Consider the following 16,114-nt stretch of genomic DNA (forward strand, 5'->3'; position numbering starts at 1 on the left):
GGGAAGGTTCACAAACTGCATTTTTTGTCCAAAAGAAAAACCAGCCTGAGCTGGTTTTGTTTTGAAGGTTGACTCTAGGGAAAGCTTTTTTATGAACACCCGCAGCTGCCTCCAGAACCGCAGCCCCCTCCGCAGCTGGATTCAAAGAAAGGATTACCAGTGGGAACTTTAATATGTTCAGACACAGACCTTCCTATCAGCGTACTCACTTCATCCAGGAGGGTTTGCAGTTCAGTCTCTGCTCTTCTGAACTCTGCCACATGAATATCCATGTCCATGTCTCGCTTTAGCTCCCTAATAGACATCATCACCCTTTTGTACTCCGGATGATATTTGCCAAATCGCTGAACTTCTTCATACAGTTCTTTCATTTTGATAAAATCCTGTATCTTCCGCTGGGTTTCACGGCTGTTCTTTAATTTATATAAACTTTTGCGGTATTGTTCCGCTTCTTCAGATTCTGTAATCATCGCTGCAAGCTCGTCAGCTTTGTCCAAAATAGCCACTCTTTCTAATGTAGCAAGCAAAATAGCTCACCTCCGTTTCTTATTTTATCATGAAACGGTTTAAAGCTAAAGCAAGTAGACTAAGGGATCACCACAATAAAATCTCTTTTTAAAGAGACATCGGCATTTTTTCCTTTAACAAGTTCCAGCCCAATTCGATGTTTTCCTGAAGGAAGCCCTTTGATGATAAAAGCAGCTGAATGGATTTCCTCCTTCTTCTTTCCGTTTAGATACAGGATAATTTTCCCTTTTTCTTTGCTGCTTTGTTTTCTAAAGGACACATCCTGCACAATACATTCAACAAGTACATCTTTCCCCTTAATTTGATGCCTGACATAAAAAGGATCCTTGGCTTCACTTTCCACCCCTGAAACAGGCATTAATGGTTCTGCTGTTTCTTCATTTGCAGGAGTACTGGCCGCCATTTTTGTTTCTGGCTCAGGAATATCTTTATGGCACGCTGTAAGAACCAAAATAACCAGCAATATTAAGAAGTATTTTTGGCTTTTCATTATTTTAACACTCCTTTAGGATGTATTCCGTAAATATCTAATAAAGTTAGTGTTTGCCCGTCTGATTATTTTTACTCCATAACAAATAAAAAGCTCTCTCTTGTTCGAGAAAGCTTTTTAATTGGATTGAGAATTCATGGCCTGAAACATGCTCATCATCATGGAGGCCATTTGAACTCCATTCGTAATTTTTTCAACCTTATGGGGAATCGTTTTTTTATAATAGTGCAGTGCTGCCACTTCCAAAGATTGAATCTCATTCGGATTTCTGCTGAGTTTTCTATACCAGTGAGGCTGTTCACGGATAAATTGCCTAAGCTCCTGCTTTTGTTCAAGGTACTCGACGATATCTTTTCTCATCTGTTCAACCCCTTAATCCTTTTTAAATGTAAAAGGGCTGCTTGGTTTTGTCACACTTGGCTTTGAACCTCCTGATGGTATCTGGCCCCCGCCCTGAAATTGTGAAATAACCCCCTGCACAGCTGAAAGTGCCTGGCTGAGATTAGTGATGTACCCCTGCATTTGATTTGCATCCATTTGCTTAAGAGTACCCATAATGTTTCCCATCCAGTCACTTTTTTTCTCAGTGTTCTTTTGTGTATTATCTTTGTTTTCTCTCAAGGAATCCCACCTTGGATCTTCTTCACCAAGCAAATACCAATCCTCATATAATTCCTGCCATGTTGTTTTTCCATCCCTTACTTCTTTGATGATCCGGGGATTCTGTTTTACAAACTCTTTGAACTTTTCAACAGAGGGGTGAAGCTTCGTTTTGGACATGCCATATCACCTCGTTCTGATGCAAATGCCTATAATACCATATGAAAATGAATGAAAAAGGTGAATAAAAATGGCTGCTTTATTTATTGGTCCATTAAAATTCAAAAATTCAGCCATTAATGTTACTATTATGAATGCAGAAAGATATTGAAAGGTGAACAATAATGAATAAAGATCTTATGGAGTTATTCAATCAGTGCACAAAGAATGCGACTGACGATGAAATAACAGCTTTAGAATCCCTGCTTTTAGGTTTTCAAAAAAGACAAACCGGGCAAAACAGCTCATATATAGGCGGTATGCTTCATATGGAGCGGCACATAACTGAAGATGTGTGCATACTGACTGTTCCTTTGAGTGAGATTGTCAATAATCCGCTCGGAATTCTCCATGGGGGAATAACTGCAACAATAGTTGACTCTGCCATGGGAACACTTGCGGCTTCCCTGCTTCCTGAAGGTTTTGCTGCTGTTACGACACAGTTGAATATTCATTATCTCGCTGTCGGCAAAGGGGAATACCTAACCTGCCGTGCCGCTATTGACCATAAGGGAACAAAAACCATGGTATTATCTGCAGATGTAATCCGTTCGGATGGCAGAAAAATTGCACAGGCAACAGGCAGCTTTTTTATCATCGAAAAGAAAAATGTAAATAATTAAAGGCGGTGGGAAGATGGTCACTGCTATCGTCATACCAATAATTTGCCTTTATTTTTTTTGGCTGACTAAAAAGGAAATGCGGGATGGTTATGAGAGGTGGGCGAAACTGGCAGATGTTCCTGAAGAGGCCATTATTACAGGTGAAATCGTCCATCTAAGCGAGCGCAGGCAACGGTATCTTTACAGCCGCTATGTGCATGTCCTTGAACTAACCGTCCAGACAAAGAGCTTCAAATATTCAAATATTAAAAAAATAACTCCAATAATGTATAATACCCAAACTCCTTCCGTCAAGATCGGTGACCATGTTCACTTGTATGGAAATTGGAAGGATGACTTTTTTCAGGTTGGCAGGATTCAGATTACTCCTAACAGAAAAGAGCCTTAATTTAGGCTCTTTTCTCTTTTAGCTTTCGCCATCGGCTTTTTTTATGAAGTTTTGCGTATAATGCTTTTTATAAACCCCAACTCCAAGATGGGTAAATTCTTCTTTCAGGAGACTATCCCTATGGCCCTTACTGTTAAGCCATCCTTCAACTACAGCAGGTGCATCCGTATAATTTGCAGCAATGTTTTCCCCAGCTGCCTCATACAGCACCTCTTTAGCTTGAAGCCGGTCCTTCAAATCTCCATAAGTTTTGGAAGTATGTGAAAAGTCATTGGATTCGTACATATCTTTACTGTGATCTAATGCTGCTGATGCAGTCTGATCATCCCATTTCAGCGGCTGTAAATGATGTCTGACTCTTATAACATTAGTGATGTCGAAAATTTGCTTCTCTTTCGCTCTCTCAACTTCTTCTTCGAGGGCAGGGGAAGGCAAGGGAGACTCCAATAATTCACCACGGTAAACCATTTCATACGGGCGAAGCTTAATTAAAGTGGCTGCATCCATTAACCTCACGCTGGATAGCGTTCCTGTAAACCTGTCTATATTCAGCTGCGAATAAAAATCTCCGACCATTACAAGCGGCCTTGTATTGAGGTCATCTTCTGATAATTCAAAGCGATATGAGCTGCCTTTTACTTTAAGGCTGAATTCTGTTTCAAAAAAGACGGATGAATATAATTCACCAATGGGCTGCCCAATTTTAAAAGGATAAATGTCTGAGTCTTCTCCTGTCACAAACAAACTGACCACTTTATTATTGCTGACGCCAGCCTGAATATATTCCGTGCTGCTTATATCATAAATCCACCAATCGTAGCCGAAAAAAGACGGGTCTATTCTGGACGGCTCTCCCAAACTTCCTTTGAGCTCCCCTGATGATTTCCCCATGAGTGCTGCCACACCCTTTTCAGGAAACCCCGTATTGGAAGATAGGTTATTTTCCTTATTATTTATATCTTTAATTGTGCTTTCCTGACTGACAAGTATTTCCCCTTTTTCTTTGCGATCAATATCGATGTAAAAGCCTGCTGCCAGAAAAATGCAAATCAATACTAAAATTCGGAAAAGCGCTCGCAGAGAACCTTCCCCCCTTCGATTACTCACTGTTTCTTAGGCATTTTACTGTGATTTCTTTTAAATGAATTCTAAATGGAATAATTGCATATATACTATTTATCATACCATTAGGCGTATGGTTTATCTATTATTTTCGATAAGTTCCGAATTCAGCAATCTTTGCTGCAAAAAAAAAGAACACCGAGTGGTGTCCTCTTAATGCTGTGCTCCAGTTTCATGTTTTGAAATATCAGTCAGGGCTTCACCAGCCTGGTCATCTGTTAAATGACGTACCGCAAAGTCGCCCAAAGATACTATTCCAACTAGCCTGTCCCCTTCCACAACAGGAAGCCTGCGAATTTGGTGTTCAGCCATCAATCTTGCTGCTTCCTGAGCCTCTGTATCCCTCGTAACAGTTACTAAGTGGCTGCTCATAATATCTTCTACTTTAGATGAGGCAGGGTGTTTTTCTGCCACACAGCGCAGAACGATATCCCGGTCAGTAATCATTCCCACGAGCTTATCATTATCCACGATTGGGATAGCTCCTACGTTTAATTCTTTCATCTTAACTGCCACTTCGTAAACATTGTCTAATAAAGAACAGCTTTCAACCTGGTCTGTCATAATATCGCTGATTTTTTCCACTTTTTATCCTCCTTCGTTTTTTTCCACAATGAAAATAGTCCAGTAATGACCGTGCAGTCCTCCTTGACTATATCCGGAGCCAAAATGAGTTGCCTTTTTGCTTAGAATATTTTCCCGGAGGACTGCAGAATTCATCCAGGCATTAAACATTTCATCAGCTGTTTTATAGCCTGCCCCGATATTCTCTTTTACGGTCATAAAAGATATTTGCTGATTCCTCAGCATTTCTGTAGGATTTCCATAAGTAGGAGAATTATGTGAAACATATTGTAGTTTCATCATATCCGACGATTTTTTTTTGGCGGCAATATTCAGTTTTACATCTACTGACAACGGCTTTAACCTTAATTCCTTTCGCTTTTCATTTGTAAGTCTCATTAGCTCATTTTCATTATCATCCATTTTAGGAGAATAATTCCACTTTCCACGGCTGGGAATGATAATAATTTCACCAGGAAAAATCAAATCAGGATTTTCAATTTGAGGGTTGCTGTTAATAATGTCCTGAAGGTCTTTCTGAAATTTTAGTGCAATTTCCCAAAGTGTATCCTGCTGCTCAACTCTGTAATCTGCTGCAGCACCTGCAGACAGTGGTGTAATAAATAATAGCAAAAAGAAGATACTGATGACTTTGTATTTATGCAATTGACGCTTCCCCTTTCACAGTTTAGCTGCTGCGAGTACAGTTGTCCCAGATATGCCGGCCATGGTGTAAATTTTCGGCATTTCAGTTATCGTTCTTCGACAGACGGATGTTTTCTTGCATGAATCCGTTGCAAGTTACGCTTTTTTCTACTATTATTAAATTTGAGATAAACTTGTTAAAATTATGCATGGATCGTTCAACACAACCATGGATGTTTTCAGGAGGGACAAATATGAAATTTGAAAACACAGGTCTGGAAAATAAAAAAGCAGACTTAACCCGCTTAGATGAAGTAATGCTTTCTCACGGCCTGGTCCGTGAAGGGCAATGGGATTATGAAAGAGTTACATATGACCGTAAATTCGAATTAAAAGAGGGCGTTTTTTACCTTCGTGTATTTGGATATGCGGTTGAAGGAGATGTAGGAGCTCATAGAGCAACTATTCAACTTATGACCCCGCTTCTTGGCAAACATTATTATCCGCATGGGATAGAATATGGTGAGGGCGAAAGCTTCCCTAAATCATTAGTAAGCCAGTGCGAAAAAACTTTGAATGAGATAAAAGCAGAGATTGACCAATTCGCTGAGTAATTTTATTTTCTAAAGATTACTGAATTAGAAAAGACGCATGGATATCATGCGTCTTTTTCATATTAGCTTATAGGTCCTTTATAACTTAGTTTTCAGAAAGAGCGTTTTCTGCAGATATTATTTTTTGAACTGAGAGATCTACTCTTTTAACCTCAAGTCCCGTTAAATGGACAATTTCATCCTTTATTTCTTTCTGAATCCTGAGCGTTTCCTCCAAGATATTTTTACCTTTTACTATGTTAAGCTTTATTTTCAAATATACTTCAGTGTTTCTGAAAAATATGGAAATCGGCTCGTTTTTTTTCTTAAAGAATGTGAATCTTTCATGCTTAAGCGGAATGACACTTTTTTTTTCCTCCAGGCTGGATTCTACAATTGCGGAGATTATGTCACTGGCTGCCTGCATCGTCTCGAAGTTAAGATGATCGTTATTCATCTTCATTTCACTTCTTTCTGTGCGATTTTTTAAACAGGGCAACAATCTCTCAGGGAAAATGCATTAATTTAATTTTTATAATATGTAATGCTTAAAATACTAAAAGTGTTACAGTCTATTTATCACCGCCTTGATAAGGACTAATATTTGACTGTCCAAAGAAAAAAAGCGCCACCTTGGACGCTTTTATTTCCTTAAAAGAAATCATAGAAAAAGGACTTTTGCACAGGAATTTTTCTTTCAAGTATTTCCAAATCATTTCTGGGACCCTTTATTTCGCCAAGTTCATATAACTCTATGGGCCTTTTGTAGCCAATAACTATTGCTGAAAGGGCATTAATAGACATATGCAAACCTTTTGCGGGAGGGTTTGCACATCGGCTTCCTTCCTTCTCTTTAAACAGTCTGACGCCGTTTTCAGAAAGTAAGTAGCTTCCTTGATTCCATGGTGCATGGTGGTCCTCAATATGAAGAAAAACATTTTCGCTATTGTCCTGGAATTTATATTGCATAAGACATTTTTCAGCATTAACGATTCTTCCCATAAAGTACGGAAAAACCTCCATTTTTAAACTGGGCTGATTCAAATAATAAGGAAATGGGTCATGTACAGAGGTGGTGATCTTTACTTCCTCAACCATTGAGTCATGCTGACAGATAAAATTCCATAAATTCACTCTAGCTTCCTGGTTTAGAGCTGCAAATTCTTCGATATCCATTTTATTGTCTTGGACCTTAAATAAGATATAGCCCTGTCCCTCACCTGATTCATCAAAGTACACTGCAATCTGGTAATCAGAATACACAAAGTTCTCCCACCAATAGGTGTCTCTTACAAGCCCTCCTGAATACCGCTGCATAAATTCTTGATAAATCTTTTCGATGGTTAATGTGTGCTGATTCTTAGTAAACCGCTTAATGGCCCCTGAAGATTTCCCCGCCATTTTTAAATTAATTTTCTTAATATGCGTTTTCTTATATTCTGTGAATATCTCCCATCCGTATTTTCGATAGAACGAAATATCAAATGGATGCAAAAATGAAAATAACTGACCCTTATTATTCATTTCGGCTAAAGCGTACTTGATCAGTTTGCTTACATGGCCTTTTCTTCTATATTCAGGATATGTCGCCACCCCGGCAACACCTCCCATATCCCAATCAAAACCATTAATATGAACCTTAAGGGGGATGATGTGAAGCTTGGCAGCCAAACTTTCCTCTTCCCAAATACCAAAAATGTCATGAGTTTTTAAACGTTCTATCCGGGCCGGGATGTCAGCTTCAGGCACATTGTACTGGAAGGCATACATGGAAAGCTTTATGGCCTCTTTAAATTCGCTCTCAGTTAATCTTCTTACCGACACAAAATCCACTCCCAATTAAAATATCATTATTAATATTCGCCATATAGCCAATATGTCCTTTTAATATTATAGGCATAAAAAAATACCGCTAACAGCTAGCGGCATCTTAGTCCTGTTACGTACCCAGGATTGCTTTTATTACAGAGGTAGTTTCTCCTCCATGGTAGAAAACATACAGCAGCAGATAGACTGCAACACCTGTTATGCCGGTAAAAAACCAGACAACACTGGTTATCGGTCCCAATTTCCTATGTGCAGCAACTTTATTTTTATAGCCAGTATATAGCGAACAAATTCCTAAAACTGCCCCCACAGTTGCCAGTGTAATATGGAAAATTAAAAAGATCGTATAATAAATTTTTATATCATCAGGGCCGCCAAAAGCAGTATTTCCAATAAAAACTGTCCTGCTGGCATAAATGATAAAGAAAATAACAGCAAACACAGCTGCTAAAGTCATTGTTTTCTTATGAGCCTCAAGCTTCTTTTTACTGATTTGCACCCAGCCAATAGCAACCGTTATTGCACTTAGAACAATAAAGGTTGTGCTTATGGTTGGGAGTATAGGCAATGAGTATTCCATAAATTCTTCCTTTCTCCAAATAACAGTTTAAAAATCTAATTCACGTTTTTTCTCACAAAGATCATTTTATTAAAGTGTACTATATTTTTCAACAAACTGTTTGGCTTTAAGGAAAAGTTCCTTAAATGTTCAATATTTATTTAAAACCCGGTGATCATTATTATGCAATATGCCAACATTTTTACTTTATTGAAAAAATCAACCCCAGCCTCTGACTGGAGTTGAGTTGATTTTTATTTTTTATTTATTTTACTAAATGAGGATTTAGTATTGTTTCTTCTTCTGAAGGAGTAATTTCCTGTTCTTTTTTGTACCATGCATAGAAGATTTGAGCAAGAATAAAGCCATATACAATTTCCTGGATCATCTTCATGATGACCCCGCCAAGCTGCTGATCGTGTATAAGTGACATTGAATTAAACATTTCAGGCCCGCTAAGATTCAGGCTTGCCAGTGTCGCAGAAGGTACACATAACTGAAGGGCCTGCGCCCATGCATTCGGATCAGAATAGGTACTGTACATTGGAGTATCTGAAAAAATGATTAGAGCACATGCAGGAGTCAATAAAACACCATTTGCAAAAATATACCCTACCTTCTTTAGACCGTCCAGTGACTCCATTTCAGGAAGTTCATTAATAGTTGGCCACCACATAAAGATTGCCAGCAGAAACAGGCCAGATGTGTATACAGTATGAAGCATCATATCCGTTTTAACCACATCAAAAACATCTGGTATGTGGTAGATTGAAAATACTCCATTGAACAGGATAATAGCTATTAATGGCTTTGTAAAAATATTGAATACAGGTTTAATAGCTTTATGATTAACCACTGCTCTCCACACCCATTGGGGAATTCCCATAACTACAAGCGGAGGAACAACTAAATACAGGACAGCCATCTGAATCATATGAGCATAGAACATTAAATGGCCCATTAGGTCAAGCGGGGAACCTTTGATCGCATATAACACAATCATACCGATAGTAAAATACACACCCTGCCTTTTGGTTAATGGCTCACTATCTTTGAACCTTCCACGGTACTTGACTGTTAACATATAGTATCCTGCAAGAATTAATGCAACAAATAAAAAGAAATATGGACTCCAAAGAGCACGGAAACCGAATATTTCCAAAGACATGCTATCACCTCATTGAATATTGCTCAATCTGCCTTGAACGTAACCAATTCTAATCTTATATTGACAAGTACTATTATACCCTCTTCAGCCTGCAATCTCAATAAGCCCGAATTTGGGTAATGATTACAAACTCTGCTTTACATAAAAAGAAAATCGGCCTTCAGCCGATTTTCTTTTTAACTTACCACCAAATAACGGTCAAGAAAGCAATGATTGTAATGAATCCGACAAATGCTCCCGAATATAAGAACAAAGACGGTGCTTCATGACCTTTATGACTCATATGCATGAAATAATATAATTGAAAAACTACTTGCACGAGAGCAAGAATCAGAATGAATGGCACTACAAACCATCCAGAGAAACCTTCATAACCTGCTGCAACGAACGCAACAATTGTCAGGAAGATCATTAGTGCAAAAGTGATAACCTGGTGTTTCATCTCATCTGCACTTTTTTTGCGTCTATATTCAATGTCTACTCTTGGGTTACCTGAGTTTGGTTGTTGATTGGCCATCAGTTTATCCCACCATTCCCATTAAATATACTACTGTGAAGATGAATACCCAAACAACGTCGATAAAGTGCCAGTAAAGGCTGGCCACATAAAACTTAGGAGCATTGTATAGGCTCAATCCTCTTTTGCTGTTGCGGATCATCAAAGTAGTGATCCAAAGTAAACCGAATGCCACGTGAGCACCATGGAAACCAACTAATGTGTAGAAGGCTGAACCGAAGGCACTGCTTGTGAAGCTATGATGGAATTCATGCACATAGTGATTGAACTCGTAAATCTCCAAACCGAGGAATCCAAGCCCAAGTAAAACAGTAATTCCAAGCCATAGCTGCATTTTTTTGAAGTCGAAATTCTTCATGTGATACATAGCATATACACTTGTCAGCGAGCTTGTTAGTAACAGCATTGTCATAATGAATGCCAATGGAATTTCAAACAAGTCTTTCGCAAGAGCCATGTCACTGCTAGGTACTTTGTCTTTTAAAGCAAGATAAGTAGCGAAAAGGGAGGCGAATAAAACTGTCTCTCCCCCAAGGAAAAACCAGAAACCTAAGAATTTGTTCTTGGCTTCGAGGGTTTGCTTTTCAGGCGACGCAGGCCATGTTTCGTAAGTCATTTTTTGTTCAGCAGCCATTATGCCTTAACCCCCTTATCATTATTATCTTCCAAATCTTCTTTGTGAATGTGGTATCCATGATCATCCTTGACAGAACGTACAAACATAGAGCCCAGAGTAATAAGCATACCCACGATTAGTACCGGGATACCCCAGCTGTGTTCTGCGCGGTACATTGCACCAAATGCGGCAACAAATAGACCTAAAGAAATCACAAATGGGATGAAAGAGTTATTAGGCATATGGATATCACCAAGCGGCTCTGCAGGTGACATGCCTTTTTTGCCTTCCATTTTTTCAAGCCAATATGCATCCAGACCGCGAACAAGCGGAAGCTGCTTGAAGTTATAGAACGGAGGCGGTGATGGAATAGCCCATTCTAATGTACGGCCATCTCCCCAAGGGTCATTGCCGACTTTTTCATTTTTAACACTTGTAATAACAATATTAACTAACATAATGATTACTGCGGCTGCCATGAAGAACGCACCTACAGTACTTACCATGTTCGACGTTTCGAAACCCTGTCCAGGAAGGAAAGTGAAAATACGTCGAGGCATTCCCCAAAGTCCGAGGAAATGCTGAATAAAGAATGTTAAATGGAATCCAATAAAGAATAATACGAACGTAATTTTTCCAAGGAATTCGTTTAACATTGTACCGAACATTTTTGGCCAGTATAGATGTGCGCCAGCAAATAATGCAAACACAACACCGCCGACGATAACATAGTGGAAGTGAGCAACTACAAAGTAGCTGTCATGATACTGGTAATCCTGTGCCGCAGATGCAAGCATTACACCAGTAACACCACCGGCTACAAATGAAGGAATAAAGGCAATAGCCCAAAGCATCGGAGTTGTGAATGTAATGCTTCCGCCCCACATTGTAAATAGCCAGTTAAAGATCTTAATACCAGTCGGTACTGCAATTGCCATTGTTGCTACAGCAAAAATCGCGTTTGCAATCGGACCCATACCAGTTGTAAACATATGGTGAGCCCAAACCATGAAGCCTAAGAAACCAATAAGAACCGTTGCGAATACCATTGAAGAGTATCCGAAAAGGCGCTTTCTTGAGAAAATCGCAAAAATCTCGGAGAAAATACCGAAAGCCGGCAATACCAAGATGTAAACTTCAGGGTGTCCAAAAATCCAGAAGAAGTGCTCCCAGATAATTGTATTACCGCCCATAGCAGGATCAAAGAAGTTAGATCCAAACATACGGTCGAAAATTAACAGGAAAAGTCCTACTGTTAAAGCTGGAAAAGCAAATAAAATCAATGCTGATGTAACAAATGTAGCCCAAGTGAACATAGGCATACGCATGTAGGTCATACCAGGAGCACGCATGTTAATAATGGTAACAAGGAAGTTGATTCCCCCGATTAACGTACCAGCACCTGATATCTGCAGTCCGAGTGCATAGAAGTCGATTCCATGCCCTTCAGAAGCAATTGAAAGTGAAGCATAAGAAGTCCAGCCGGCATCAGGAGCTCCGCCTAAGAACCATGATAGGTTCAAGAAAACTCCTCCGAAGAAGAACAGCCAGAATCCTAAAGAATTCAAGAATGGAAATGCAACGTCACGCGCACCTATCTGAAGTGGCATAACAGCATTCATAAAAGCAAAAATCAGTGGCATAGCTGCCAAGAAGATCATCGTTGTACCGTGCATAGTTAAAATTTCATTATACAATCCGGCACTTACAAAATCATTATTTGGTACTGCAAGCTGGATACGGATGAACATGGCTTCCAATCCGCCAAGCAAGAAGAAAAATCCGCCAGCTATAAGATAAAGGATTGCGATTTTTTTATGGTCAACTGTTGTTAAGTAGTCCCATAAAACCGCTCCGAAACCTTTTTTTTGTGCTAAGGTACTCACAATTTTACCTCCCTTTTCAAAAAATCCCCTATTGTTCCATAACTTTCAAGCCCATTAAATATTCAGCAAGGGCATCAAGCTCTTCTTCAGACAATTCACCATAAGTACCTGTCATTTTATTGCCAGGCTTGAATGTTTCAGGATCTCTTAACCAATCCTTAAGGTCCTCTTCAGTATGATCAAGGATACCTGCAATACGGTCACGATCACCGAAGTTTGTTAAGTTTGGAGCTAAACGAGCTGCTTCAGGAGCAGTGTTTGCCGGTGTTACAGCATGACAGCCGATACAGCTGTTGTTGAAGACTTCCTGACCAGCTTGAGCCAGATCTGTCTCCGCTTTTTTAGGTTCTTTAACTTCTGCCATAGCAGTTGCCCATTGATCGAATTCTTCACGTGGAACCGCTTTAACTTTGAAATCCATTAATGCGTGGGATGGACCGCAAAGCTCAGCACACTTTCCGTAGAAGAAATTATCTGCTTCTTCAGCCTTTTCACTGTCAAACTTCAGCCAGAATTTATTCACGTTGTCCGTGTTTGTATCCAGCTTACCGCCTACAGCAGGAATCCAGAAGGAGTGCTTTACATCAGAAGCAATAAGATTGAAATAAACTTTTTCATCCGTTGGAACAACTAATTCCTGGCCAGTGATGATTTCCTGGTTTGGATACTCAAATTCCCACCAGTATAAGTTTGCACGCACATTTACAACAAGTGCATCTGTCTTGCCTTCTTCATTCTTCTTTTCCATTGGGCCTACATCAGCAAGCTTAAAGGTAGCTGAAACTGTCGGTACAGCAAGAATAAGAAGCAAAAGAATAGGAATAACAGTCCAAATGATTTCCAGTTTGTGGCTTCCTTCAACTTGTTTTGGAATTCTGTCGTCCTTTCGGCGGAACTTAAATACAACAATAAAGAAGATTACTGTTACGACCGCAATTACTCCTACCATAATTACAGTACTTAACACCATCAAATCAAATTGTGTCTGCGCCACTTCGCCGGCAGGATTCAGCGTTGATAAATACGGTTTGCCGGAGCAAGCGGAAAGAATGAGCGCCATCATTGCAAACAGAGAAAAAAGACGCCACTTTGCAAGCCTTTTCATAGCTTAATCAAACCCCTCTTTCGTAAAGATTTCATTTTTTGAATTGTTTGATCAAAAAATATGGATAAATCCCCTCCCGTTATAAACGAAAGAAGGAATTTCCTAACTAAGTTAAATAAGTGTAATGATTACCATAGCTACAAACATAATGGTCAGATATTGCAGGGAGTATACAAACATTAATGTAGCCCATTTAATATCATCATTAAACTTTCTTGCGTATAACCCGGTTAATAACCAGCCAATATTTAAAGCACCAGCAAGTATTAAGAAAGGCAATCCTAATGATGGCATAAGAAACGGCAGCGGCAATAGTGCTGCAACCCATAAATAAATATGCCTTTTAGTTGTTTTAAATCCTTTTACTACTGGAAGCATCGGAACTCCCGCAGCCCTATATTCCTCTGCCCTTCTCATTGCAAGTGCATAAAAGTGAGGAGGCTGCCAGATGAACACGATAGCAAACAGTACCCAGGCCATGGGATCAAGGTTGCCATCCACTGCTGCCCACCCGATCAGCGGGGGAACTGCCCCTGAAATGCTGCCTACAATCGTATTGGATACAAACCTGCGCTTCGTCCACATTGTATATAGAACAACATAGCTGAAAACACCTAGTAATCCAATTACAACCGCTGCTGCTGTTGTAAACATTAAAAAGGCCGTACCAAGGCCAATAAGCAGAAAACTCAAAAGTGCCACCTTGCCTGGGTTCACTTTCCCAGTAACAGTTGGCCTCCCTTTTGTCCTTTCCATTAAAGGATCAATGTCGCGGTCAATAAAATTATTTAAGCTGCAGGAGCCTGCAATAATCAGTGAAGAGCCGATTACTGTATAAAGAACTAAATCCAGATTATTGAAAAATCCTTTTCCGGAAAAATGCAGTGCAAGCCAAAGACCGGTGAAAGTTGTAATTAGATTGGAATTCACAATGCCAATTTTGATTAGAGCAAGGAAATCCTTCCAAACTGTAGTCTCAGGCAGATCTTTTTGAAGGCTTCGCTCTGTGTTCTCAATAGCTGCATCACTCAAAGCCCGTGAGTCAGACATATCTTTTCCTCCTTAATCCCTTATCGCGAACATTACACCTACTATAAAGTATAAATGCCCTGAATGCCATATTCACGATAAAAAACGAGGGGTGAACCCTGGATGAATAATAATCATACTAATAGTTTTCTACCATTAATAATGTATTTAAACTGTTTACTATCTAAATGAACCCAAACCATTTCTCTGTATATTAAATCACACTTTAAAACTCTTTTGTGAATTTTTTTAGAATAATTTATGACTAATTTGTGTCAAAGCCTAAATTCACTTAAAGAAAGGGTTTATTTTTGAGATAATAAAGCTGCTTCAGAAAACTACGGAGGATAAAGTATTCTCACTTTTATGTATTTTAGGTTATTTTCCGCGACAGGGGACAACCATTTTATACCCCCTTTATATTTCTAGCAAACTCTATTATAAGTTTCAACCTTTTTTACTATAATTAACTTTATAATTTTTATAACTGTTGTAAAAAGCATTTTATTCCTGTACTATCGAAAAAGTAACTAGACTCTCTTCATATATGGATTTTCAGAGGATCTCTGTTAAGATATATAATGAATAAATACGCAGTAATTCAATTATAGACACTATTGATAAACACAGAATATATAAAGAAGGTGAAAGGCTTTGCAACGATCTTTAAAATGGTTTGCCGTTCTAACATCATTCGGCATGCTTTTAGTCTTGCTGGGCGGTGCCCTGGTTACGAAAACTGAATCAGGAATGGGGTGCGGGAAATCGTGGCCGCTTTGCAATGGCGAACTGGTTCCGACCGATATTACTCCTGAACTGATTATTGAACTGGCCCATAGACTGGTTTCAGGCTCTATCGGGTTTATGGTACTTATATTATCGATTTGGACATGGAGAAAAATAGGTCATATTAGGGAAACAAAGTTTTTATCACTGACTTCTCTGTTTTTCCTTATCCTGCAGGCTTTAATTGGAGCTGCCGCCGTAGTCTGGGGGCAATCTGATTTTGTGCTCGCCCTTCATTTCGGGATATCTTTAATATCATTTGCTGCAGTACTGCTCCTGACTTTGCTTATTTTTGAAGTAGATAAAAAATTCGAGGCAGAGAAGCTTATTATCGATAAAAGAATGAGGAAACATATTATTGGGGTTTCGTTATACAGCTATGCAGTTGTTTACACCGGCGCTCTAGTGCGCCATGTAAATGCCAGCCTTGTATGCCGTGACTGGCCATTATGCATAAATGATTCCTTCGCACTTCCTGCCAATATGTATGAATGGGTACAGATGGGGCACCGGGCCGCTGCTGGATTAATTTTTATATGGATTGCTTATATTACCTATCTAGCCGTTAAACATTACCGGGAACAGAAGGTGATTTACTGGGGCTGGATTATATCATTTATCTTAGTATCGCTCCAGGTTGCTGCAGGTGCATTAGTTGTTTTAACCAGACTTAACTTGTATATAGCTCTTGCCCACGCCTTCTTTATTTCCTGCTTATTTGGAGTATTAAGCTATTTTATCCTCCTGACTTCACGAAGCAGAAAGAATGAGCTTGCTGTTTCAGGAGTTAAGGAAAAAGAGAAAAATGAAGAATCTGGAATTCCTACCGTTACTTCTATCCCTTAATTT

Annotated in this window: 20 protein-coding genes; 4 read left to right on the forward strand and 16 right to left on the reverse strand. The window is 39.2% G+C overall.

The window, feature by feature from the left end; translation table 11 throughout:
- Nucleotides 1-89 precede the first annotated feature (89 nt).
- From AC6CHU_RS03960 to AC6CHU_RS03975, 4 genes are all read right to left on the reverse strand, one after another.
- A complete protein-coding gene (locus tag AC6CHU_RS03960) occupies nucleotides 90-527 on the reverse strand; it encodes a YlbF/YmcA family competence regulator (protein ID WP_251282774.1) in 438 nt (145 codons plus the stop codon).
- A gap of 59 nt (nucleotides 528-586) precedes the next feature.
- A complete protein-coding gene (locus tag AC6CHU_RS03965) occupies nucleotides 587-1,018 on the reverse strand; it encodes a hypothetical protein (RefSeq protein WP_159862551.1) in 432 nt (143 codons plus the stop codon).
- Nucleotides 1,019-1,135: 117 nt separating this feature from the next.
- The gene (locus tag AC6CHU_RS03970; protein WP_159862550.1) at nucleotides 1,136-1,378 is read right to left on the reverse strand and encodes a YlbE-like family protein; all 243 of its coding nucleotides are present in this window, start codon (nucleotides 1,376-1,378) and stop codon (nucleotides 1,136-1,138) included.
- A gap of 12 nt (nucleotides 1,379-1,390) precedes the next feature.
- Nucleotides 1,391-1,798 carry a YlbD family protein gene (locus AC6CHU_RS03975; RefSeq protein WP_159862549.1) on the reverse strand — a complete coding sequence of 136 codons (408 nt, stop codon included), beginning with the start codon at nucleotides 1,796-1,798 and terminating at the stop codon, nucleotides 1,391-1,393.
- Nucleotides 1,799-1,962: 164 nt separating this feature from the next.
- Between AC6CHU_RS03975 and AC6CHU_RS03980 the strand changes: the two genes are divergently transcribed.
- Nucleotides 1,963-2,460 carry a PaaI family thioesterase gene (locus AC6CHU_RS03980; RefSeq protein ID WP_498120117.1) on the forward strand — a complete coding sequence of 166 codons (498 nt, stop codon included), beginning with the start codon at nucleotides 1,963-1,965 and terminating at the stop codon, nucleotides 2,458-2,460.
- Between the two features lie 13 nt (nucleotides 2,461-2,473).
- Entirely contained in the window at nucleotides 2,474-2,848 is a 375-nt protein-coding gene (locus AC6CHU_RS03985) for a hypothetical protein (protein WP_498120119.1), read from the forward strand.
- 18 nt (nucleotides 2,849-2,866) lie between these two features.
- Here the strand turns inward: AC6CHU_RS03985 and AC6CHU_RS03990 are convergent, their stop codons facing one another.
- The 3 genes from AC6CHU_RS03990 to AC6CHU_RS04000 all read right to left on the reverse strand — a co-directional run bounded on the left by AC6CHU_RS03990 (nucleotide 2,867) and on the right by AC6CHU_RS04000 (nucleotide 5,200).
- Nucleotides 2,867-3,901, reverse strand: coding sequence for a CAP domain-containing protein (locus AC6CHU_RS03990; protein ID WP_251282770.1), 1,035 nt, complete (start codon nucleotides 3,899-3,901; stop codon nucleotides 2,867-2,869).
- 222 nt (nucleotides 3,902-4,123) lie between these two features.
- A complete protein-coding gene (locus AC6CHU_RS03995) occupies nucleotides 4,124-4,555 on the reverse strand; it encodes a CBS domain-containing protein (protein ID WP_159862545.1) in 432 nt (143 codons plus the stop codon).
- A gap of 3 nt (nucleotides 4,556-4,558) precedes the next feature.
- Nucleotides 4,559-5,200, reverse strand: coding sequence for a CAP domain-containing protein (locus AC6CHU_RS04000; protein ID WP_498120121.1), 642 nt, complete (start codon nucleotides 5,198-5,200; stop codon nucleotides 4,559-4,561).
- A gap of 233 nt (nucleotides 5,201-5,433) precedes the next feature.
- On the opposite strand from AC6CHU_RS04000, the gene AC6CHU_RS04005 reads away from it, so the two are divergent.
- On the forward strand, nucleotides 5,434-5,793 hold the full coding sequence (locus AC6CHU_RS04005) for a YugN family protein (RefSeq protein WP_159862543.1): 360 nt from the start codon (nucleotides 5,434-5,436) through the stop codon (nucleotides 5,791-5,793).
- An 85-nt stretch (nucleotides 5,794-5,878) separates the two neighbouring features.
- On the opposite strand, the gene AC6CHU_RS04010 is transcribed toward AC6CHU_RS04005, so the two are convergent.
- The 9 genes from AC6CHU_RS04010 to cyoE form a co-directional block, all read right to left on the reverse strand.
- Nucleotides 5,879-6,229: an Asp23/Gls24 family envelope stress response protein gene (locus AC6CHU_RS04010; protein WP_159862750.1), complete on the reverse strand. Its 351-nt coding sequence runs from the start codon at nucleotides 6,227-6,229 to the stop codon at nucleotides 5,879-5,881.
- Between the two features lie 194 nt (nucleotides 6,230-6,423).
- Nucleotides 6,424-7,596 carry a GNAT family N-acetyltransferase gene (locus tag AC6CHU_RS04015; protein ID WP_159862542.1) on the reverse strand — a complete coding sequence of 391 codons (1,173 nt, stop codon included), beginning with the start codon at nucleotides 7,594-7,596 and terminating at the stop codon, nucleotides 6,424-6,426.
- A gap of 115 nt (nucleotides 7,597-7,711) precedes the next feature.
- Nucleotides 7,712-8,179 carry a DUF420 domain-containing protein gene (locus AC6CHU_RS04020; protein ID WP_159862541.1) on the reverse strand — a complete coding sequence of 156 codons (468 nt, stop codon included), beginning with the start codon at nucleotides 8,177-8,179 and terminating at the stop codon, nucleotides 7,712-7,714.
- A gap of 244 nt (nucleotides 8,180-8,423) precedes the next feature.
- On the reverse strand, nucleotides 8,424-9,326 hold the full coding sequence (gene ctaG, locus AC6CHU_RS04025) for a cytochrome c oxidase assembly factor CtaG (protein WP_498120124.1): 903 nt from the start codon (nucleotides 9,324-9,326) through the stop codon (nucleotides 8,424-8,426).
- Nucleotides 9,327-9,507: 181 nt separating this feature from the next.
- Nucleotides 9,508-9,843 carry a cytochrome c oxidase subunit IVB gene (gene ctaF / locus AC6CHU_RS04030; RefSeq protein ID WP_159862539.1) on the reverse strand — a complete coding sequence of 112 codons (336 nt, stop codon included), beginning with the start codon at nucleotides 9,841-9,843 and terminating at the stop codon, nucleotides 9,508-9,510.
- Nucleotides 9,844-9,847: 4 nt separating this feature from the next.
- A complete protein-coding gene (locus AC6CHU_RS04035; RefSeq protein WP_159862538.1) occupies nucleotides 9,848-10,477 on the reverse strand; it encodes a cytochrome (ubi)quinol oxidase subunit III in 630 nt (209 codons plus the stop codon).
- Nucleotides 10,477-12,345 (reverse strand): cytochrome c oxidase subunit I, encoded by a 1,869-nt coding sequence (ctaD, locus tag AC6CHU_RS04040; protein WP_159862537.1) that lies wholly within the window; start codon nucleotides 12,343-12,345, stop codon nucleotides 10,477-10,479. The genes AC6CHU_RS04035 and ctaD overlap by 1 nt, the downstream gene beginning before the upstream one ends.
- Nucleotides 12,346-12,373: 28 nt before the next feature.
- Nucleotides 12,374-13,450 carry a cytochrome c oxidase subunit II gene (coxB, locus tag AC6CHU_RS04045; protein ID WP_159862536.1) on the reverse strand — a complete coding sequence of 359 codons (1,077 nt, stop codon included), beginning with the start codon at nucleotides 13,448-13,450 and terminating at the stop codon, nucleotides 12,374-12,376.
- Between the two features lie 111 nt (nucleotides 13,451-13,561).
- The gene (gene cyoE, locus AC6CHU_RS04050; protein ID WP_159862535.1) at nucleotides 13,562-14,500 is read right to left on the reverse strand and encodes a heme o synthase; all 939 of its coding nucleotides are present in this window, start codon (nucleotides 14,498-14,500) and stop codon (nucleotides 13,562-13,564) included.
- A gap of 633 nt (nucleotides 14,501-15,133) precedes the next feature.
- Between cyoE and AC6CHU_RS04055 the strand changes: the two genes are divergently transcribed.
- On the forward strand, nucleotides 15,134-16,111 hold the full coding sequence (locus AC6CHU_RS04055; protein ID WP_159862534.1) for a COX15/CtaA family protein: 978 nt from the start codon (nucleotides 15,134-15,136) through the stop codon (nucleotides 16,109-16,111).
- Nucleotides 16,112-16,114 lie beyond the last annotated feature (3 nt).

The organism is Cytobacillus sp. GQ23 (genome assembly GCF_059758675.1).

Excerpts from the sequence above, each read along its gene's own strand:
- AC6CHU_RS03985 (WP_498120119.1), top strand. The coding sequence starts at position 2,474 with ATGGTCACTGCTATCGTCATACCAATAATTTGCCTTTATTTTTTTTGG.
- AC6CHU_RS03975 (WP_159862549.1), bottom strand. The coding sequence starts at position 1,798 with ATGTCCAAAACGAAGCTTCACCCCTCTGTTGAAAAGTTCAAAGAGTTT.
- AC6CHU_RS04020 (WP_159862541.1), bottom strand. The coding sequence starts at position 8,179 with ATGGAATACTCATTGCCTATACTCCCAACCATAAGCACAACCTTTATT.
- coxB (WP_159862536.1), bottom strand. The coding sequence starts at position 13,450 with ATGAAAAGGCTTGCAAAGTGGCGTCTTTTTTCTCTGTTTGCAATGATG.
- AC6CHU_RS04010 (WP_159862750.1), bottom strand. The coding sequence starts at position 6,229 with ATGAATAACGATCATCTTAACTTCGAGACGATGCAGGCAGCCAGTGAC.
- cyoE (WP_159862535.1), bottom strand. The coding sequence starts at position 14,500 with ATGTCTGACTCACGGGCTTTGAGTGATGCAGCTATTGAGAACACAGAG.
- AC6CHU_RS03970 (WP_159862550.1), bottom strand. The coding sequence starts at position 1,378 with ATGAGAAAAGATATCGTCGAGTACCTTGAACAAAAGCAGGAGCTTAGG.
- AC6CHU_RS03965 (WP_159862551.1), bottom strand. The coding sequence starts at position 1,018 with ATGAAAAGCCAAAAATACTTCTTAATATTGCTGGTTATTTTGGTTCTT.
- ctaG (WP_498120124.1), bottom strand. The coding sequence starts at position 9,326 with ATGTCTTTGGAAATATTCGGTTTCCGTGCTCTTTGGAGTCCATATTTC.
- AC6CHU_RS03980 (WP_498120117.1), top strand. The coding sequence starts at position 1,963 with ATGAATAAAGATCTTATGGAGTTATTCAATCAGTGCACAAAGAATGCG.
- ctaF (WP_159862539.1), bottom strand. The coding sequence starts at position 9,843 with ATGGCCAATCAACAACCAAACTCAGGTAACCCAAGAGTAGACATTGAA.
- AC6CHU_RS04005 (WP_159862543.1), top strand. The coding sequence starts at position 5,434 with ATGAAATTTGAAAACACAGGTCTGGAAAATAAAAAAGCAGACTTAACC.
- AC6CHU_RS04035 (WP_159862538.1), bottom strand. The coding sequence starts at position 10,477 with ATGGCTGCTGAACAAAAAATGACTTACGAAACATGGCCTGCGTCGCCT.